This is a genomic window from Bacillus sp. S2(2024) (assembly GCF_050474045.1).
Taxonomy (GTDB): Bacteria; Bacillota; Bacilli; order Bacillales; family Bacillaceae_G; genus Bacillus_A; species Bacillus_A yunxiaonensis.
The window spans coordinates 312501-330107 of the sequence record NZ_JBFLUS010000003.1 but is presented as its reverse complement, the minus strand read 5'-3'; the positions used below and the strand labels follow the sequence as shown (position 1 = coordinate 330107).

Annotated in this window: 18 protein-coding genes, 19 tRNA genes, 2 rRNA genes and 4 riboswitches (1 of these 43 cut by a window edge); of the genes, 2 read left to right on the top strand and 37 right to left on the bottom strand. The window is 38.1% G+C overall.

What is annotated here, in order from left to right; translation table 11 throughout:
- Window positions 1–13 precede the first annotated feature (13 nt).
- From kdpF to tenA, 14 genes are all read right to left on the bottom strand, one after another.
- Complete coding sequence (kdpF, locus tag AB1284_RS01845; protein ID WP_336483473.1) at window positions 14–94, bottom strand: K(+)-transporting ATPase subunit F; 81 nt, start codon at window positions 92–94, stop codon at window positions 14–16.
- Window positions 94–195: a signal peptide protein gene (locus AB1284_RS01840; RefSeq protein ID WP_429752130.1), complete on the bottom strand. Its 102-nt coding sequence runs from the start codon at window positions 193–195 to the stop codon at window positions 94–96. Before AB1284_RS01840 ends, kdpF begins: the two co-directional genes overlap by 1 nt.
- Window positions 196–292: 97 nt before the next feature.
- Window positions 293–436: riboswitch (cyclic di-AMP (ydaO/yuaA leader) on the bottom strand.
- 240 nt (window positions 437–676) lie between these two features.
- The gene (locus tag AB1284_RS01835) at window positions 677–913 is read right to left on the bottom strand and encodes a hypothetical protein (RefSeq protein WP_429752132.1); all 237 of its coding nucleotides are present in this window, start codon (window positions 911–913) and stop codon (window positions 677–679) included.
- A 17-nt stretch (window positions 914–930) separates the two neighbouring features.
- Entirely contained in the window at window positions 931–1332 is a 402-nt protein-coding gene (locus tag AB1284_RS01830; protein ID WP_429752134.1) for a hypothetical protein, read from the bottom strand.
- A gap of 94 nt (window positions 1333–1426) precedes the next feature.
- Window positions 1427–1573: riboswitch (cyclic di-AMP (ydaO/yuaA leader) on the bottom strand.
- 93 nt (window positions 1574–1666) lie between these two features.
- Complete coding sequence (gene thiD, locus AB1284_RS01825; RefSeq protein ID WP_429752136.1) at window positions 1667–2479, bottom strand: bifunctional hydroxymethylpyrimidine kinase/phosphomethylpyrimidine kinase; 813 nt, start codon at window positions 2477–2479, stop codon at window positions 1667–1669.
- Window positions 2480–2493: 14 nt separating this feature from the next.
- Window positions 2494–3513, bottom strand: coding sequence for a thiazole biosynthesis adenylyltransferase ThiF (locus AB1284_RS01820; protein ID WP_429752138.1), 1020 nt, complete (start codon window positions 3511–3513; stop codon window positions 2494–2496).
- Window positions 3506–4276 carry a thiazole synthase gene (locus tag AB1284_RS01815; RefSeq protein WP_429752139.1) on the bottom strand — a complete coding sequence of 257 codons (771 nt, stop codon included), beginning with the start codon at window positions 4274–4276 and terminating at the stop codon, window positions 3506–3508. The genes AB1284_RS01820 and AB1284_RS01815 overlap by 8 nt, the downstream gene beginning before the upstream one ends.
- Before the next feature lie 2 nt (window positions 4277–4278).
- Window positions 4279–4482, bottom strand: coding sequence for a sulfur carrier protein ThiS (thiS, locus tag AB1284_RS01810; protein ID WP_377885001.1), 204 nt, complete (start codon window positions 4480–4482; stop codon window positions 4279–4281).
- A 15-nt stretch (window positions 4483–4497) separates the two neighbouring features.
- Window positions 4498–5607, bottom strand: coding sequence for a glycine oxidase ThiO (gene thiO, locus AB1284_RS01805; protein WP_429752141.1), 1110 nt, complete (start codon window positions 5605–5607; stop codon window positions 4498–4500).
- Entirely contained in the window at window positions 5591–6220 is a 630-nt protein-coding gene (gene tenI, locus AB1284_RS01800) for a thiazole tautomerase TenI (protein WP_429752143.1), read from the bottom strand. The genes thiO and tenI overlap by 17 nt, the downstream gene beginning before the upstream one ends.
- Before the next feature lie 10 nt (window positions 6221–6230).
- Window positions 6231–7232 carry an ABC transporter substrate-binding protein gene (locus AB1284_RS01795; protein WP_429752145.1) on the bottom strand — a complete coding sequence of 334 codons (1002 nt, stop codon included), beginning with the start codon at window positions 7230–7232 and terminating at the stop codon, window positions 6231–6233.
- Window positions 7229–7981 carry an ABC transporter permease gene (locus AB1284_RS01790; protein WP_429752146.1) on the bottom strand — a complete coding sequence of 251 codons (753 nt, stop codon included), beginning with the start codon at window positions 7979–7981 and terminating at the stop codon, window positions 7229–7231. Before AB1284_RS01790 ends, AB1284_RS01795 begins: the two co-directional genes overlap by 4 nt.
- Window positions 7978–8727 (bottom strand): ABC transporter ATP-binding protein, encoded by a 750-nt coding sequence (locus AB1284_RS01785; protein WP_429752148.1) that lies wholly within the window; start codon window positions 8725–8727, stop codon window positions 7978–7980. The genes AB1284_RS01790 and AB1284_RS01785 overlap by 4 nt, the downstream gene beginning before the upstream one ends.
- Complete coding sequence (tenA, locus tag AB1284_RS01780; RefSeq protein WP_429752150.1) at window positions 8696–9391, bottom strand: thiaminase II; 696 nt, start codon at window positions 9389–9391, stop codon at window positions 8696–8698. The genes AB1284_RS01785 and tenA overlap by 32 nt, the downstream gene beginning before the upstream one ends.
- A gap of 85 nt (window positions 9392–9476) precedes the next feature.
- Window positions 9477–9577: riboswitch (TPP riboswitch) on the bottom strand.
- 58 nt (window positions 9578–9635) lie between these two features.
- Window positions 9636–9744: riboswitch (TPP riboswitch) on the bottom strand.
- 498 nt (window positions 9745–10242) lie between these two features.
- Between tenA and AB1284_RS01775 the strand changes: the two genes are divergently transcribed.
- Both AB1284_RS01775 and AB1284_RS01770 read left to right on the top strand, forming a co-directional pair.
- Entirely contained in the window at window positions 10243–11397 is a 1155-nt protein-coding gene (locus AB1284_RS01775; RefSeq protein ID WP_429752152.1) for an SH3 domain-containing protein, read from the top strand.
- A 6-nt stretch (window positions 11398–11403) separates the two neighbouring features.
- Window positions 11404–11739: a hypothetical protein gene (locus AB1284_RS01770; protein WP_429752154.1), complete on the top strand. Its 336-nt coding sequence runs from the start codon at window positions 11404–11406 to the stop codon at window positions 11737–11739.
- A 433-nt stretch (window positions 11740–12172) separates the two neighbouring features.
- Here AB1284_RS01770 and AB1284_RS01765 read toward each other — a convergent pair whose 3' ends face one another.
- The 23 genes from AB1284_RS01765 to AB1284_RS01655 all read right to left on the bottom strand — a co-directional run.
- Window positions 12173–13324: a DUF3965 domain-containing protein gene (locus AB1284_RS01765; protein ID WP_429752156.1), complete on the bottom strand. Its 1152-nt coding sequence runs from the start codon at window positions 13322–13324 to the stop codon at window positions 12173–12175.
- Between the two features lie 449 nt (window positions 13325–13773).
- Window positions 13774–14193, bottom strand: coding sequence for a CBS domain-containing protein (locus AB1284_RS01760; RefSeq protein ID WP_429752158.1), 420 nt, complete (start codon window positions 14191–14193; stop codon window positions 13774–13776).
- A 626-nt stretch (window positions 14194–14819) separates the two neighbouring features.
- Window positions 14820–14891 (bottom strand) — tRNA-Glu (locus tag AB1284_RS01755).
- Window position 14892: 1 nt separating this feature from the next.
- Window positions 14893–14967: transfer RNA gene (locus tag AB1284_RS01750), tRNA-Asn, on the bottom strand.
- 3 nt (window positions 14968–14970) lie between these two features.
- Window positions 14971–15047, bottom strand: a tRNA-Ile gene (locus AB1284_RS01745).
- Between the two features lie 13 nt (window positions 15048–15060).
- Window positions 15061–15131, bottom strand: a tRNA-Trp gene (locus AB1284_RS01740).
- A gap of 3 nt (window positions 15132–15134) precedes the next feature.
- Window positions 15135–15210 (bottom strand) — tRNA-Thr (locus tag AB1284_RS01735).
- Between the two features lie 18 nt (window positions 15211–15228).
- Window positions 15229–15304: transfer RNA gene (locus AB1284_RS01730), tRNA-Phe, on the bottom strand.
- 10 nt (window positions 15305–15314) lie between these two features.
- Window positions 15315–15390, bottom strand: a tRNA-Asp gene (locus AB1284_RS01725).
- A gap of 2 nt (window positions 15391–15392) precedes the next feature.
- Window positions 15393–15469 (bottom strand) — tRNA-Met (locus tag AB1284_RS01720).
- 28 nt (window positions 15470–15497) lie between these two features.
- Window positions 15498–15590, bottom strand: a tRNA-Ser gene (locus tag AB1284_RS01715).
- 10 nt (window positions 15591–15600) lie between these two features.
- Window positions 15601–15676: transfer RNA gene (locus AB1284_RS01710), tRNA-Ala, on the bottom strand.
- 14 nt (window positions 15677–15690) lie between these two features.
- A tRNA-Pro gene (locus tag AB1284_RS01705) sits at window positions 15691–15764 on the bottom strand.
- A 9-nt stretch (window positions 15765–15773) separates the two neighbouring features.
- A tRNA-Arg gene (locus tag AB1284_RS01700) sits at window positions 15774–15847 on the bottom strand.
- A 3-nt stretch (window positions 15848–15850) separates the two neighbouring features.
- Window positions 15851–15939 (bottom strand) — tRNA-Leu (locus AB1284_RS01695).
- 14 nt (window positions 15940–15953) lie between these two features.
- Window positions 15954–16028: transfer RNA gene (locus AB1284_RS01690), tRNA-Gly, on the bottom strand.
- Between the two features lie 36 nt (window positions 16029–16064).
- Window positions 16065–16145: transfer RNA gene (locus AB1284_RS01685), tRNA-Leu, on the bottom strand.
- 17 nt (window positions 16146–16162) lie between these two features.
- Window positions 16163–16238: transfer RNA gene (locus tag AB1284_RS01680), tRNA-Lys, on the bottom strand.
- A 5-nt stretch (window positions 16239–16243) separates the two neighbouring features.
- Window positions 16244–16318: transfer RNA gene (locus AB1284_RS01675), tRNA-Gln, on the bottom strand.
- Window positions 16319–16383: 65 nt separating this feature from the next.
- Window positions 16384–16467, bottom strand: a tRNA-Tyr gene (locus tag AB1284_RS01670).
- Between the two features lie 16 nt (window positions 16468–16483).
- Window positions 16484–16559, bottom strand: a tRNA-Val gene (locus tag AB1284_RS01665).
- Window positions 16560–16563: 4 nt separating this feature from the next.
- Window positions 16564–16679 (bottom strand): 5S ribosomal RNA (gene rrf, locus AB1284_RS01660).
- Between the two features lie 93 nt (window positions 16680–16772).
- Window positions 16773–17607 (bottom strand): 23S ribosomal RNA (locus tag AB1284_RS01655); it runs 2088 nt beyond the window's last position.

Here is a 17607-nt window from a genome sequence, read left to right as displayed (position 1 = left end):
CGCTTCCCCCTAATTAAAACTTTTCTGGATTTAATAACGCATAAACTAAGTACACAGTAAGTGCGGCAACAATAATAAATACTGCAATACTCATTACTTCTTCCCTTCCTTCACAACATTATCCGACCATCTTGCAAGGCCAATCATTGATCCAACTAACACGATTAAAGTCCCTATCATAGCGATATCTAACATATTCATCCCTCACTAAATGTAAAATTTTACCATTAAGAGCATAAAAAAGAACACTGAGGATCTACTCAGTGTTCAAAAATGAACAACACAAAAGTAAACCTCCTCTCCAAACGCTTACGAGGTTAGCTGTCGGATTCGGGCCTAAAGAGTAGCCCTACTTTCGTAATGAAAGATTCACCCCAAGTGACAATGCACAAAATTGGTTCCCCCGCTCCATTTCTGGACTCAGCGATATCAGGTTGTTTTTTGGAAATTTTATGAACAATTTATGAATGTAAATATACTCCTCTAAATTTTACTTGTAAAGAGGTGAAATAACTAAAATATGAAAATATAAGACCTTTTAAACGCTTACATTAAGGGAAAATACTCTCTTATCATCTTTTTTCTTTTGTTTTCTTCTTTTTTCATGAAATAGACGTTCTTTTGTAAATTTAAAACAAAAAGGTTATCTCAATACATGAGATAACCTTCTAAACACTTAACCTAAATCATGAAAAAAAGAACGTAAGTTACGCCCCCTAATATATACTTGCCCTAATTCTGCATGCTGTTTCTCATATTCAATAATATCTTGCTCTAAATATAAACAAGTATCTTCTGGTGGAAGAGTTACATATGGCTTCGGAAAAAATGGATCATGTTCTAGTAACTCATATACTCGTTCTAACGATAACGCCCAACGTTTTGCTAAATCATGGCAAAGGAATATTTTCATATCCGTTTTCTCCACCCCTATTCTAAAATCAAAAACGAAATGTTATCACAAGTTGTAAACACCACTAATTTAGCTCCTATCGTTTCATAGAGGTGCTTTGGATATTGTTTATTTCGCGTGACAACCGTAATAGGCGCATTAAAAGAAAATCGAATACGTTCTGCAAAGAAACTAATTGTGGATAATTCATCTCCTAGTAAAATCACTTTTTTAATTCCTTTACACATTTTCACAATCATTCTTGCATCATTTGGACAGCAATATGCTTCCTGAAATCCACATACTTTCACTTCATTAACCATATGCTCGTTCTCTGTGAAAATGATTATTTTACTTTGTAAAGGCGCTAAACTTCGTAAACTCTTAATTTTTTCCGCTTCTCCTACACAAATGAGTGTGTACTCTTTTTCCTCATCCATATATTTCATCCTCCCCCGCATAAAAGAATTTTAAATTATATGATTAAAATTCTTTTATACTAGTCAGACCGCTGAATAATTGTATTCACTTGTATCATCCTCTCTCAATACGCTTACGGAGTTAGCTGTCGGATTCGGATTTTGAGAGTAGCCCTACTTTCATTGTGAAAGATTCACCCCTAGTGACAATGCACAAAATTGGTTCCTCCGCTCCAGAGTCTGGATTCAGCGTTCTAAAAAATAGATTCTGGCTGATATAGTACTCCTAATTTTGGAAAAAGTAAACAAGAAAAAAGCCAGTTTTTTTCAACTGGCTTCTTCAAAAAATACATATTTATACATTTATATTTTTACGTCCATAAGCAAAATGATTCGTTGGTCCATGGCCGCTCCCAATGTTCAGCTCGTCTTCAATTGCTATACTAATAAAACACTTTGCTACACGAACTGCTTCTTCAATTTCATAACCTTTTGCTAATCCTGCCGTTACAGCTGCGGCAAATGTACATCCGCTTCCGTGTGTTTGTGCTGAATCAATACGTTCGCTTCTGTACTCCATAAATTCATTGCCATCAAACAATAAATCTATTACTTCATTTCCTTGATACGCCGCATGTCCGCCTTTCATAACAACAAACTTCGCGCCTAAATTATGCAGTACTTTCGCAGCTTCTTTACTATCTTCAATCGTATGAATCTTCATTCCTGTTAATACTTCTGCTTCAGGAACATTTGGAGTAATTACCGTTGCAAGCGGCAACAAATATTCTTTTAATGCTGCAACAGCTTCTTGTTGTAGTAAAGATGCTCCGCCTTTTGCAATCATAACAGGATCTAGCACAATATTATTCCATGAAAATGATTTAATGTTTTCAGCTACAATTTTAATAATTTCACTACTAAATAACATACCAAGTTTCACTGCATCTGGCGTTAAATCGACACCGATTGAATGTAACTGTTCTTCAATACCTTCTACTGGAACAGGATATACTCCTTGTACGCCAAGGGTATTTTGTGCGGTAATCGCTGTAATTGCTGTCATTCCGTACACACCGAGCTCTTGAAACGTTTTTAAATCCGCTTGAATACCTGCACCGCCGCCGCTATCAGATCCAGCAATCGTTAATGCTTTATTCACTTTCATTTCACTCACCCTTTTTAACCAAAGTAACGATGATAAATCGTTTTTGCTTCCGCTATGTCTTTTGTACCATGTACAAGCACACGACCGTCTTGAAATGCTACTAATCGTTTATCGTCAACAGAAAACGATAATAAATACGGATTAACTGTTAAATCCATTACGCGATCTTGCAGTAGATTTTTATACATAGAAAGATCAAACTGTTCTTTATATGGCGGACGAATTTGCACTGTATTTCTACCGCATAAAACAGCTGTCTTAGAAGTATTCTCTTTACTTAAATACGGATAAACTGCGTCCTCTCCGCATGATAAACATTGTTTTTTTCTCAATTTCTGTACATTCATACATGAATATTCATTTTTCCATACATCAAATGAAACGAGTCCATCACGAAGGGCTTCATAATCCTCTACTAAAATCTTTAATGCCTCTGCAATTTGATGTGATACAACAATTGATACAGCGGGTGAAATAATCCCTGCTGTATCACATGTTGCTCCGCCAAGAGGGATAGATTGTAGTAAACAAGATAAACATGGTGTCCTTCCTGGTAAAATCGTATAAGAAAGACCGTAACTACCGACACAGGCTCCATAAATCCATGGCACTGAATGCTTTTGTGATATATCATTTACAATAAAACGTGTCTCAAAATTATCCGTTGCATCAATGATAAGATCTACACCTGTAACAAACTCTTCTAGTTCTTCTGCTGTTACATCTTGTACATAAGCTTCTACAACTACATCGCTATTAATAGCTTGTAAACGGCGCTTTGCTGCCACTGCTTTTGGTAAATTATTTTGTACATCTTCCTCACAGTATAACTGTTGGCGCTGCAGATTACTCCAATCAATGTAATCGCGATCAACAATCGTCACTTTGCCAACTCCAGCGCGAACAAGCATCTCTGCATTCGCGCTGCCAAGTGCTCCTGCACCGATAATGAATACATGTTTTTCTCTTATTTTTTGCTGTCCTTCTTCTCCAATTGGAGAAAACAACACTTGACGAGAATATCGACTATTCAAGAATACTCATTCCTTCTAAAGGACTACTTGCAGTTGCACAACGCTTACGTGCAATACGTCCCGCTTCAAAACCTAATTGACCTGCATGAATACTAAGTTTCATTGCTTCCGCCATTTTCACAGGATCTTTTGCCCCAGAAACAGCTGTATTCAATAAAACACCATCTGCACCTAATTCCATCGCAAACGCTGCATCAGCTGGACTACCGATACCAGCATCAACAATAACTGGAACAGTTGCTTGCTCAATAATAAAGCTTAAATTTAACGGATTTACAATACCAAGACCAGAACCGATTGGTGATGCACCTGGCATAATTGCATGGACACCTAATTCTTGTAATTTACGTGCTAACACAACATCATCAGACGTATAAGGAAGAACAATAAACCCTTCTTTTAATAACATTTCGGATGCCTTTAACGTTTCAACTGGATCTGGCAATAACGTTTTATCATCACCGATTACTTCTACTTTAATCATGTCACATAATCCTGATGCTTTCGCTAGTTTCGCAATGCGCACTGCTTCTTCTGCTGTTTTCGCTCCTGCTGTATTTGGAAGAAGTGTATACTTTGTTACATCAATTTTTTCTAGTAAATTCGGTTGCTCTGCATCAAAAATATCCATACGACGCACCGCAAATGTTAAAATTTCTGCTTCTGACACTTCAATTGCTTTCTTCTGTACATCAAAATCCGAAAATTTCCCTGTTCCTAATAACAACCTAGAATGAAAAGTAAATGGTCCAATCTTTAACATAATCAACCGCCTCCTACGAATGTTACAATTTCAATTTGATCTCCATCAAAAACAGATGTATCTTGATGATCATCCTTTTGTAAAATGTCTTGATTGCGTTCTACAACAACAATTTTCATCTCTAATCCTAAATGAGCAAGCAAATCAGCTACCGTTTTAACTTCACTTGGTACCTCTACTTGCCTACCGTTAATTTTTAAGTTCAATCTTTCATCCCCTTACTAAATAGATTGTGAAAGCAATGAATCTAGTAAACGATTATCTTGCTTTCCGTCTATAAGATCAGCCATATATTGACCCGAAACTGGACTTAATAAAATTCCATTTCGATAATGGCCAGTACAAGCATATAAACCCGTAATTTCTTCATGCATACCGATATATGGCATACTATGATTTGATTGTGGACGTAATCCTGCCCATGCACTTTCCCACTCTGCTTCTTTTAATGCTGGAAGGATACTATAGGCACGCTCTAATATAGAAGTAATACTTTCTGGACGTACGGCTTTGTTATATGTATGAGGTTTCATTGTCGCCCCAATGACATAGCGTCCACCGCGTTTTGGTGCAATATAAAATCGCTCTTGAAAAATAGGTGCTTGTAGTAGCGGCTTACGACTGCGCACTGCAACAACTTCACCTTTAACAGGATATGTCCCCCACTCACTATGAAAATATTCTAGTAATTTCGTACTCCATGAACCTCCAGCAATTACTACTTTTTCGCATGAGATTGTTCCTTCTGTTGTAAATAATCCTGTTACTTGATTATCCTTAATTTGAATATCAAACACTTCAGTTTCTTCATATATATCCGTTCCAGATATCGCAGCAGAGTGAGCAAATGCTTTTGTCAATTCAGGTGCAATCACATGGCCATCTTTTGGATGATATACCGCTCCAATAATAGAAGAGGATAAACATGGTTCCTTTTCGCGCAGCTCTTCACCTGAAATAAAATGTGACTCCTCTCCTGTCTCCTGCTGCCATTTCATAATATGAAGAAGTCGCGCGCTCTCTTCTTCATTTTGGGCAATGCGATAAATTCCTTTTTCTTCATAGCCGATATCAATTCCGGTTTTCTCACGTAATACACTTGCAAGCTTTGGAAACATCGCGCGGCTTTGCCTACCTAATTCAAACAGCGGATCGTATTCATCCCATTCTGCCTGTACACCTAGTAATCCGGCTGCTGCTTTAGAAGCTTCAGAAGCGATCTTTTGTTTTTCAATGATGGCAACTTTATAACCTCTTTCAGCAAGAAAATGTGCAACTGAACTTCCAATTACACCGCCGCCAACGATGGCAACATCATATATTTTTTTCATGATTTCTCGCCCACTTTCGTATCATTTCCTTATATAATTTCGCTTGCTCATTCGGTCTTACTGCGCTTAAAATTCCGGACATAATTGCAATACCAGTGGCCCCGGTGCCAAGTACTTCTGCTGTATTATCGGGAGTAATCCCGCCAATAGCCGTAATCGGGATTGTTAAATGTTTTGCTATTTCTGTAATTTCTTCTAATCCTCTTGGCGGGACTCCTTTTTTGGAGTTTGTTTGAAACAAATGTCCATACATAAGAGAATCCGCACCGCTTTTAAAAGCAACAATAGCTTCTTCAAGTGAATGAACAGAATAACCAACATGTAAATAAGAAAACTTTTCTTTTACAAATCTTATATCAGCGCTGCGATAGCCAAGCTGTACACGTCTAATATTTAATAAAATTGCAATATCAATTCGATCATTGATTACAAGTTTAGAAGAAGGAAAGCCCTTATTTAAGAGCTTTTCCACACCTTCATATAACTCTTTCGTATTTTTCTCCCGCTCACGAATGTGCAAATAATCTATTTCACTTTCAATATCAGTTGCTATATTTGCTAACTCTTCAAATGACATACGACCATTTGATATGACGTGAAGCTCATCTTTCATATAAATTCGCCTACTTTAAAATGTTTTCAAACAATTCATTTGCCGGAACAATTTCTTTTGCCATTCCTTTTTCTTTTAACCACTTATTTTGTTTTTCCCATGAATCTGCTGTATCTGATAAAAATGGTTCATCTTTTGTTTCCATTTTATCTAATAAAATTTTCATACTTTCTTTTTCAACATCTGGGATAAGCGGGAAGTTTTCTTTTTCTTGATGGTTTAATAAAATGTTTAATGCTTCATCTGGATTTTTCTTCGTAAATTCATAACCTTTTTTTGCCCCACGTAAAAAGGCCTGTAATGTTTCTTTATCTTTCTTCAATGTTTTATCGCCTGTTACAAATACAAGTTCATGATAATTTGGTACACCGTAATCTGCTGGGTTGAAATATGCTGGGTCAAACCCTTCATGGCGCAGTACTGGTACTTCATGGTTAATATATGCGCCTGTAACAGCATCTACTTTTTTCGTAGTAAGAGCCGGTACTAAATCAAAGCCAACATCAACTACTTTTACGTTATCTGGATTTCCACCATCTTCTTTAATCATCGTTTTTAAATATTCTTCACTTAACGGTGTTCCTGAATATCCAACTGTTTTTCCTTCCAAATCCTTTGGAGAAGAAATGCCAGCTGATTTTAACGATACAACATGATTTAAAGGTGAGCGAACAACCGCCCCGATAGATTTCACAGGAATATTTTCGTTCGCTCTAGCAATAACAACGTCAGGCTGATAATATAATCCAACCGTTACTTTTCCTGCTGCAGCTAACGTTAATGGATCAGTTGGATTTGAAGGAAATTTAATATTTACCTTTATACCTTCTTCTTTGAAATAACCCTTTTCAATTGCCGCATAAATAAAGCTATGCACTGCATTTGGATACCAATCAAGCATTACTGTTACTTCTTTTTCACCCTTTTTCTTTTCTGATGCCGAATTGCTAGAACACCCAGCAATCATCGCAATTAATAATGTAAACACAAAGATGCGTTTTAATAATTTCATGAATGCTTCCTCCAACTAATAAACTTCTTCTCTAATATAGAAATGAATAATACAAAGAAAATAGCAAGTAATGACAATAAGACAATTGGTGCAAATACACCTGCACCATCCATTTGTGTCATCATTCGTTTACTAAAATAACCTAGTCCCGCTTGCGCTCCAAGCCATTCTCCCATTGCTGCCCCAATCACACTGAATGGCACAGCCACCTTCAAAGCAGAGAAAAAGTATGGAAGTGCGGATGGTAATTTCAATTTTAAGAAAACATCTTTTTTTGTTGCACCATATGTAATTAAAAGCTCTTCCCATTCCTTGTTCGTACTGCGGAGACCATCATATGTATTCACCGCAATTGGAAAGAACGTAATAAGTACTGTGACAACAACCTTACTCCAAATAGAGTAGCCAAACCATAAAACAAATAATGGTGCCAAAGCTGTAATCGGAATCGTTTGTGAAGCAATTAATAATGGATAAAATGCTTTCTCAGCAAATGAGCTCATACTCATCACCATCGCTAAACTAACACCTAATACAATGGAAATGCCAATACCGATAACTGTAACAGAAAGAGTTGCCGGTAAATGCACCGTAAGCAATATATCCCGCAAATCCCATATTTTTCGAACAATGGCACTTGGAGATGGTAAAATGTACATTTCATCGAGAATCCGCGCCCCTACTTCCCAACCAATAAGAAAAATAGCAATAACAATAAAAGCTGGAACATAGTCTACAATTCTCTTCATACAAGTACCTGCTTTTGTAACATTCCAATGAGTTCATCTTTTAATGCCAGCATTTCTGGACGATGCAAATCCTTTCGAAATCGTTCTTGCCCAAGAGGTACAATCCGCTCTGTCAATGATGTAATGGGCTGCTCTGTTACGATAAAAATACGATTGGAAAGATAAAGCGCTTCCTCTACATCATGTGTAATAAATACAATCGTTTTTTGCCAATGTTTCCATTGTTCAAACAGCCACTCTTGCAGATATGCTTTCGTCAATGCATCGAGTGCACTAAATGGTTCATCTAATAGTAAAAGGTCGCCGCCCGTTAACAACGTACGAATAAAAGATACACGTTGACGCATTCCACCTGATAAATCTTTTGGCTGTTTATTTTCATATCCTTGCAGTCCAAACTGCTCCAATAATTTTTGTGCTTGCATTTGTGCTTCTTTTTTCTTCACACCTTGACATTCAAGAGGCAATGCTGCATTTTCGATAATCGTTCGCCAAGGGAGTAACATATCTTTTTGTGGCATATAACCAACAGGATGATTCGTTTCTCCTATGACATTAACAGTACCCTCACTTGCTTTCTCGAGTCCTGTAATGAGCCGAAACAATGTACTTTTTCCGCAGCCACTTGGGCCAATAATGCTAACGAATTCTCCTTGTTGTACTGCAGCATCAAGGTTCGCTATAATCTGTTTCTCATCATAATGAAAGGAAACGTTATGAAATTGTAGTATGTTCTTGCTCCTCAAAACCCCACATCTCCTTACGATATGCCATATCCCAGAATAAATATTCAAAACGACTGGAATATAAGAAGATTTCTTCTAAACGATTTAGTTCTTCTTCTGTTTTTCCAATTGCAATTTCATTACATAAATCAATTAACCACACGCAAAGATTTCCGTATTCTTCAGAACTATACCCTTGAATCCACTCGCCAAAAAATTCATGATCGCGTGCTCCTGGAATATCATTTAAACGCTTTCCAATTTCCCAATAACTCCACATACATGGAAGCAACGCTGCGATTAACTCAGCTAGTGTACCGTTTTGTGATACGGACATCATATAGTTTGTATATGCAAGATTCATAGCAGACGGCTTTGCTAATTCCATTTCTTCAACAGAAATTCCTAAACGCTTTGCGTATTGTTTATGAATCGTCATTTCTCCATTTAAAATTCCATCAATTTGTTCAGCAAACTTCGCCATTACTTTTGGATTTGTTGCTTTTACAACACCGATTGCATATAATTTTGCGTAATCTAACAAATACAAATAATCTTGAACAATATAATATTGAAATCTATCTTTCTCTAACGTTCCATCTCCCATACCTGTTACAAATGGATGATTATGACTCTTCTCCCAAACAGGTTGCACCTTTTCAAATAGTCTTTCACAAAATGTCATCTCCGCTTCCCCTTCCTGTATATATATTTCCAAATAAAAAACCACTTCTATATAAGAAGTGGTCACAGCAAACAAAAGAAAACTCTATTTGTTGTTTCCACTTCCCTACGCTAGTATCACCTAGATCAGGTTATAAGGGTTAAGGTTTCTACCTCTCTCAGCTTTCAAGCACCCCTAGTGGTGTTCTATAAAATTTTCAATAAAAAATCCCCGTTTCTATACGCAAAGAAACGGGGACGTTATATACATCGTCCAATTGCTTCCCTACGCTAGCATCATCTAGATCAGGTTCAAGGGTCAAAGACTATAGGTCTTACTCTCAGCTAGCAACACTAGCTCCCCTAGCATTATATTCATTTAACATAGTCAGTATACCATCGCCCTATATCATCGGCAACTCTTTTGAGTTATAAAGTCAAAATTCCATCAGCGGTAATTTTAAACAAAAGGTGGCTAGTTAGGCCACTCTATGTCTTACGGGAGGTTTTTCATCTTAAAGCTTTTCCCTAAAATATCAATGTTTTGAGCAAGATAAAGTGAAACTTTCAGCAGTTATCTCCCACTTATCTTCTTTGTTTTCTCAGAACCTTGAGGTGGAAGTCTTACTGCCCTAAAGTAGCAGGATAAAATATCATTTTATGTATTTTGTAAGTTCAGAAAAACATAAATTCCTTCTATCTATTCCCATAACACTGATAAATCTGCTATCCTTTTATTATATGACTTTATAATATAAAAAAATGTTTATTTATTTTTCAATATTACATTTCTATGCATACGAGACAAATTAAATATTGTTATATTATAATTAATAATATATAAATTTATTACATAAGGAGGCCTCTAATTATATGAACATGAAAGCCGCAGCAATGACAGCAGCTACTGTCGCAGTCGCTTCTATGCTCCCGTCTATGACAGATTCCACTGTACAAACTGTATCAGCACAGCAAAAACCAAAAATGAAAATTGGTTATGTAAAAACGAATACATTACAAGTGTACACTAGTCCTAAAGCAACAGATTCTGTTATTGAAACCATTACACAGAACACTCCAGTTACAATTCTTGAAACAACAAACGAATGGTATAAAATTCACACTCAAAATAAAACTGGCTATGTAAAAAAAGAAGCAATTTCTTTAACAAAAACAAGCAATAATACGCAACAATATATCGTTAATGCAGATGCATTAAACGTTCGCTCTGAGCCAAATACGCAATCTGAAATTATTGATGTATTACCGAATGGAAAATTTGTTACGATTCAGGAAGAACAAGAGGGATGGTATAAAGTTATACATAATGGAACAAGTGGCTATGTAAAGAAAGAATTTTTATCTAACGTAGCTCAGCCATTAGTAAAAGGAATTACTGTACAAGGCGGAAGTTCTTATTATGTGGCTACTCCAGTATTAAAAGTACGCAGCGGTGCAGGAACAAATACAGCCATTATTGGCTCTTTACAGAACGGAGCACAAGTACAAGTCGTCGGAAAAGTTGGCACATGGTATAAAATTCGCTACGGATCAGGATATGGCTATGTCGGGCAACAATATATACTGCAAGGACAGCAGCAACAGCAACCACAAGCTAAACCATCTATTCCAGCTGTATTTAAATATCCAACTCAAGGGAACGTGAGCTCAACATTTGATGTACGTTGGGGACAGATGCACTATGGTGTAGACTTTGCGGCAACCGGAAATGTTTCAATTCAAGCTGCTGCACCTGGCACTGTTGTTAAGTCATACTATTCTACAAGCTATGGAAATGTTGTATTTGTTGCCCATCATATAAATGGGAATTTATATACAACTGTATATGCTCACATGAGCAATCGTGCGGTTAAAGTAGGCGATAACGTAGCAACGGGCCAATTGCTCGGTTATATGGGAAATACAGGACATTCTACTGGTCAACACTTACATTTTGAATTACATAACGGGGAATGGAATTTTGAAAAAACAAATGCAGTAAATCCGCTTCCTTACCTAATTAGGTGATGTAAGATGACACGTAATATTTCACTAATTATTGAGTATTTAGCGTTTTTCGGTCTAATTTGTTGCTTATTAATTTACAATACAAACATTGTATTTTTAAGCATCACTATTGCATTTGTTGCTTGTGAAGTGATGATGGAAGTATTCAAAATTCGATTAAAACGACATATTTCACACATATATACTGCTCTGTTCATTATAAGTTCCTTACTAACAAATATTATTTTTACTGGCCTACATGCCGCCGCAATTTTTCCGGTATTCTTTATGACTATTCTTCTTATAGTATCTCAATATATATATGTTCCAGAATATCGTAAACAGCAATATCAAGAAACATAGAAAGAGGGAAAATGTTGCAACGTTTATTCGAAGCTAGTCTTACAAAATATTTTTTAGACTTATATGAAAGAATGAATGAGTTTTTTGGTATTAAAGAAAATAGAAATAGCCAATTCCTTTTATATGGAATGATTTCTCTCATAATAATCTCTTTTTTTATTTACTATTAAATAAGGATTCCACATAAAGTGGAATCCTTATTTGTATTCTACGCTATTTCTTTTTATTAGATAAAGTGAAACTTTAATCAGTGGGGGTTTCTTCATCCCCACTGATTATTAGCCCTCACCAATCGGGCGCATGCCAGCAGTTTATCTCCCACTTAACTTCTTTAGAAAAGCAAAAGCGGCTCGAACAGAATCGCAGGATAAAGTATGCTTTCTCAAAGGAACGAACTTTATAAATTCACATAACCATTAGTGGAAAACTCACTTTAGCCACAGGCATATTGTTCATAAATAAAACTTAAGTTATATTTATGTTCTAAGTTCATACGCTGTTCATCGCTACACCAGTAAAATAAAATGTCATGTATTGATGCATAGCGCTTATTCTTTAAAAATTGCTTAATAAAAGAAGGGAAACAATTTGGTAATTGTATAAATATATAATTGCGTAGTAGTTCCTCTTTGTAGCCTACTCCTTTACATATATACATGAGTTCTTCACAATAATATGCATGCTGTGGAACTTGAATCATCTCGAAAAATGGAACATATGATAATAATTTCCCGATAAAATGCTCATATTTTTTTATAAATTCAAATGACATATATTCCATTATTTCTTTTATAACAAATAAATAATCATCAACATGAGTTGTCTTTAATGGATTAAGATGATCTGATATTTGTGCAATCACCGCATGCTGACATGCTACAACAGCTCGGCTTGGTTCATAATATATTAAGAAATCCGTGCATTTTCTATATTTTTTCAATAAATCTAATGTGTATAAATCATAAATGTATGTATTACAATATATCGCTAACTCCATTAAGTTTTCATCTAACTTCTCTTTTGATAATGTCTTTGCTTGTTTACAAAGATATAGAAACATAAATTCCAACATTTCTTTATGCGACAAAAGTACCTTATACTTTTCAATACACTCTACATTAAATTTAATTCTTTCCCAAATAAAATAATCATTGCTATCTAACTCAGCAGCTTTTTGTTTTATAATTAAATAATTCCAAGCAACTACTTGTGTAAACACATCCCATGATTCATACTCTAAAGATGTTTGTACGAATTCCTCTAATCCTTCTTCAACCATAAAACAATAAGCTTGTTTATACCATCCTACTTCTTGACATAGACGAATAATTCGAACTAAAGTTGGCATTTCATCTTTATGAAACTTTGGTAAATCATGTGATTTTTTCATTCCATATAAAATAAAAGGAATTAAATTTTCTTTCTTGTAAAATTCTTTTTCTTTCCAAGCCAAAATAGTTCGTTCTTTTCCTTCACCTTTTGGACGCTCTGGTATAAGCAAAGAGAATAAATCCGCAAAATGTTCCGGCTTTTCATACGCATCCGTAACCAAATTCCAATTAGGTTCGGTTTGCATAATCGTCATATAATTCCCCCTCCCTTTTCTATATGTATGATAAATGCTTACATGTTAATCTATATTATTAATATTACTATATTCAAAATAACATATGATACTTATATTTATTAGTATACCACTTTTTTCATATGATAATAGTTGTTAACAAAAATTTCAAAAGTAAATTACATAAAGTCAAACTTCCAACAGTGAGTTTTTTCATCCCTCACTGTTGGAAAGCTCTTACCAATAAAACATTTACTGACAGTTAGCCCCACCTATCTTCTTAAGAAAATAGGTGGGGCTCGCTCAGCATCGCAGGACGCCTACGCTCAAGGCAGAGAGGCGCTTTTGCCTCGTCCAAGGGGGCAGATTCTAGCCGCTAGAGCTGGACAATGCTTTTCTCTAAATCTTAAGGTGGGGTTCTTGTTGGCCGCGAATTACGGGATAAAAAACAGCATAAAATATTCTATTCTTTACTTTGTATCCTCTGATATTTCACTTAAGGCAACACCCGCTTGATTATCTGCATATTTAGTTGTAGCTAAATCTCCAAGTGATAGCATTCCAACAATTTGTCCATGTTCAATTACCGGCAATCTTCTGATTTGGTAACGTGCCATTAACTCTGACGCTTTTTCAACAGCGTCATCAGGAGACACTGAAATAATTTGTGTTGTCATAACATTTGTAATTTGATTAGAACCCGGGTGCTTTTCTGCAATTCCTCTCACAACTAAATCACGGTCTGTTACAAGACCAATAACGTGACTATTCTCTACAACAGGAATCATCCCTATATCTTCTTCTTTCATTTTCACAGCTGCTTCATACACATTATCTAGCGGCGTACAATGTACAATATTTGTGCTCATCAATTCTCTAACAGTTGTCATAAATATATACCCTCCTTTACACACTTTAGCCTTTCCAATTCTCCTTATTTAAATTCACGGTTCCTAGAAAGATGAATGCAATACGATACGCTCATCTCTGTAAAAACAAAGGAATTTGCTCTTTAACAACCTCGAAGAATTGTCTGAATAGCGCTACCTAAGGACAATTAGACTTTTAGCTACTAGTCATAGAACTATAAACTAAATTGAGTATTCTAAAATATGACAATCCATCTAAGATCATTAGAATTGAGAAGAGAAAATATTGATTTTATTCATCAGGGCAGCTAAAATAGTCAATCGATAAAATATAATGTACAATGTTCTTTCCTAATTACACAAAATAATACAAAATCCTTCATTATTCACAATAAAAAATGAAATATTTCATAATATGTAAAAAATAAAGTGACACTCTCATCAATAGGGTTTTCTTCATCCCTCACTAATCGAGCTCTTATGGGCAGTTATCACATGAGTCTTAAGGTGAATTTAGAAATAATAGGATAAACATGTTTGTAAGGAGATTATTAATCAAGGAAGTAATTATGGTTTGATAAAACAAAGATATAGTATCTATTTTCTTCAAAAAAAAAGAGTCAGCATATTGCTGACTCTTTTTTTAGTGACCCGTACGGGATTCGAACCCGTGTTACCGCCGTGAAAGGGCGGTGTCTTAACCACTTGACCAACGGGCCATGGCTCCGCAGGTAGGACTCGAACCTACGACCGATCGGTTAACAGCCGATAGCTCTACCACTGAGCTACTGCGGAATATGGTGGGCCTAAATGGACTCGAACCATCGACCTCACGCTTATCAGGCGTGCGCTCTAACCAGCTGAGCTATAGGCCCTTAATCTTTTCTACAGGGGCAGTAGGAATCGAACCCACGCCGGAGGTTTTGGAGACCTCTGTTCTACCGTTAAACTATGCCCCTAAGTGGTGCCGGCTAGAGGACTTGAACCCCCAACCTACTGATTACAAGTCAGTTGCTCTACCAATTGAGCTAAGCCGGCTAGTTTACAAAAAAAAAATGGTGGCTCGGGACGGAATCGAACCGCCGACACGAGGATTTTCAGTCCTCTGCTCTACCGACTGAGCTACCGAGCCTTTATGTAAATGGCGGTCCCGACCGGGGTCGAACCGGCGATCTCCTGCGTGACAGGCAGGCATGTTAACCACTACACCACGGGACCATTGGTTGCGGGGACAGGATTTGAACCTGCGACCTTCGGGTTATGAGCCCGACGAGCTACCAGACTGCTCCACCCCGCGATGATATAATATTCTTTTAAATAAAAAATGGAGGAGGTAGAGGGATTCGAACCCCCGCGCGACTCTCGCCGCCTGTCGGTTTTCAAGACCGATCCCTTCAGCCGAACTTGGGTATACCTCCGTTATATAAATGGTGGAGCCTAGCGGGATCGAACCGCTGACCTCCTGCGTGCAAGGCAGGCGCTCTCCCAGCTGAGCTAAGGCCCCATTTTTTAAAACTATCGGGAAGACAGGATTCGAACCTGCGACCCCCTGGTCCCAAACCAGGTGCTCTACCAAGCTGAGCCACTTCCCGTTAATAAAGCGCGCCCGAGAGGACTCGAACCCCTAACCTTTTGATCCGTAGTCAAACGCTCTATCCAATTGAGCTACGGGCGCATATGGTGCCGAGGGCGGGGGTCGAACCCGCACGGTGGTCACCCACCGCAGGATTTTAAGTCCTGTGCGTCTGCCTGTTCCGCCACCCCGGCGTCATATTGAAAATTGGAGCGGAAGACGGGATTCGAACCCGCGACCCCAACCTTGGCAAGGTTGTATTCTACCACTGAACTACTTCCGCAAAACATATATGACTGATTGCTTATTTAATTAAAAGTGCGGGTGAAGGGAGTCGAACCCCCACGCCAAAGGCGCCAGATCCTAAGTCTGGTGCGTCTGCCAATTCCGCCACACCCGCATATTACATTTTAAAAATGGTGAGCCATGAAGGACTCGAACCTTCGACCCTCTGATTAAAAGTCAGATGCTCTACCAACTGAGCTAATGGCTCTTAAATGGCTGGGCTAGCTGGATTCGAACCAGCGCATGACGGAGTCAAAGTCCGTTGCCTTACCGCTTGGCTATAGCCCATTGATTTTTCTTTATGAAATTACTTCATTTAAAGTAAATCATTTAATATGAAGATTAATTATAAATGGTGGAGGGGGGCAGATTCGAACTGCCGAACCCGAAGGAGCGGATTTACAGTCCGCCGCGTTTAGCCACTTCGCTACCCCTCCGACATTAAAAATTATATGGTGGAGGATGACGGGATCGAACCGCCGACCCCCTGCTTGTAAGGCAGGTGCTCTCCCAGCTGAGCTAATCCTCCATTTGCCTGGCAACGTCCTACTCTCACAGGGACAAAGTCCCAACTACCATCGGCGCTAGAGAGCTTAACTTCCGTGTTCGGTATGGGAACGGGTGTGGCCTCTCTGCCATCATTACCAGACTTTTATTATTATACACATTCTTTTTAGAATGTCAACAGGAATTTCAAAAAAATATATTCCTTCAAAACTAGATAACATTTGCTTCATATTATATGGTTAAGTCCTCGATCTATTAGTATTCGTCAGCTCCACATGTCACCATGCTTCCACCTCGAACCTATCAACCTGATCATCTTTCAGGGATCTTACTAGCTTAACGCTATGGGAAATCTCATCTTGAGGGGGGCTTCATGCTTAGATGCTTTCAGCACTTATCCCTTCCGCACATAGCTACCCAGCTATGCCCTTGGCAGAACAACTGGTACACCAGCGGTGCGTCCATCCCGGTCCTCTCGTACTAAGGACAGCTCCTCTCAAATTTCCTACGCCCACGACGGATAGGGACCGAACTGTCTCACGACGTTCTGAACCCAGCTCGCGTACCGCTTTAATGGGCGAACAGCCCAACCCTTGGGACCGACTACAGCCCCAGGATGCGATGAGCCGACATCGAGGTGCCAAACCTCCCCGTCGATGTGGACTCTTGGGGGAGATAAGCCTGTTATCCCCGGGGTAGCTTTTATCCGTTGAGCGATGGCCCTTCCATGCGGAACCACCGGATCACTAAGCCCGACTTTCGTCCCTGCTCGACTTGTAGGTCTCGCAGTCAAGCTCCCTTATGCCTTTGCACTCTACGAATGATTTCCAACCATTCTGAGGGAACCTTTGGGCGCCTCCGTTACTTTTTAGGAGGCGACCGCCCCAGTCAAACTGCCCACCTGACACTGTCTCCCGGGTCGATAAGACCCGTAGGTTAGAATTTCAATACAGCCAGGGCGGTATCCCACCAGCGCCTCCACCGAAGCTAGCGCTCCGGCTTCAAAGGCTCCCGCCTATCCTGTACAAGCTGTACCAAAATTCAATATCAGGCTACAGTAAAGCTCCACG

What these genes read in the sequence shown, in the direction of transcription:
- AB1284_RS01770 (WP_429752154.1), top strand. Translation starts at nt 11,404, where the DNA reads ATGACACGTAATATTTCACTAATTATTGAGTATTTAGCGTTTTTCGGT.
- AB1284_RS01830 (WP_429752134.1), bottom strand. Translation starts at nt 1,332, where the DNA reads ATGGATGAGGAAAAAGAGTACACACTCATTTGTGTAGGAGAAGCGGAA.
- AB1284_RS01840 (WP_429752130.1), bottom strand. Translation starts at nt 195, where the DNA reads ATGTTAGATATCGCTATGATAGGGACTTTAATCGTGTTAGTTGGATCA.
- tenI (WP_429752143.1), bottom strand. Translation starts at nt 6,220, where the DNA reads ATGAAAGATGAGCTTCACGTCATATCAAATGGTCGTATGTCATTTGAA.
- thiO (WP_429752141.1), bottom strand. Translation starts at nt 5,607, where the DNA reads ATGAAAAAAATATATGATGTTGCCATCGTTGGCGGCGGTGTAATTGGA.
- AB1284_RS01760 (WP_429752158.1), bottom strand. Translation starts at nt 14,193, where the DNA reads ATGACAACTGTTAGAGAATTGATGAGCACAAATATTGTACATTGTACG.
- AB1284_RS01775 (WP_429752152.1), top strand. Translation starts at nt 10,243, where the DNA reads ATGAACATGAAAGCCGCAGCAATGACAGCAGCTACTGTCGCAGTCGCT.
- AB1284_RS01815 (WP_429752139.1), bottom strand. Translation starts at nt 4,276, where the DNA reads ATGTTAAAGATTGGACCATTTACTTTTCATTCTAGGTTGTTATTAGGA.
- kdpF (WP_336483473.1), bottom strand. Translation starts at nt 94, where the DNA reads ATGAGTATTGCAGTATTTATTATTGTTGCCGCACTTACTGTGTACTTA.
- thiD (WP_429752136.1), bottom strand. Translation starts at nt 2,479, where the DNA reads ATGAAAGTGAATAAAGCATTAACGATTGCTGGATCTGATAGCGGCGGC.
- AB1284_RS01790 (WP_429752146.1), bottom strand. Translation starts at nt 7,981, where the DNA reads ATGAAGAGAATTGTAGACTATGTTCCAGCTTTTATTGTTATTGCTATT.
- AB1284_RS01795 (WP_429752145.1), bottom strand. Translation starts at nt 7,232, where the DNA reads ATGAAATTATTAAAACGCATCTTTGTGTTTACATTATTAATTGCGATG.
- tenA (WP_429752150.1), bottom strand. Translation starts at nt 9,391, where the DNA reads ATGACATTTTGTGAAAGACTATTTGAAAAGGTGCAACCTGTTTGGGAG.
- AB1284_RS01765 (WP_429752156.1), bottom strand. Translation starts at nt 13,324, where the DNA reads ATGACGATTATGCAAACCGAACCTAATTGGAATTTGGTTACGGATGCG.
- AB1284_RS01835 (WP_429752132.1), bottom strand. Translation starts at nt 913, where the DNA reads ATGAAAATATTCCTTTGCCATGATTTAGCAAAACGTTGGGCGTTATCG.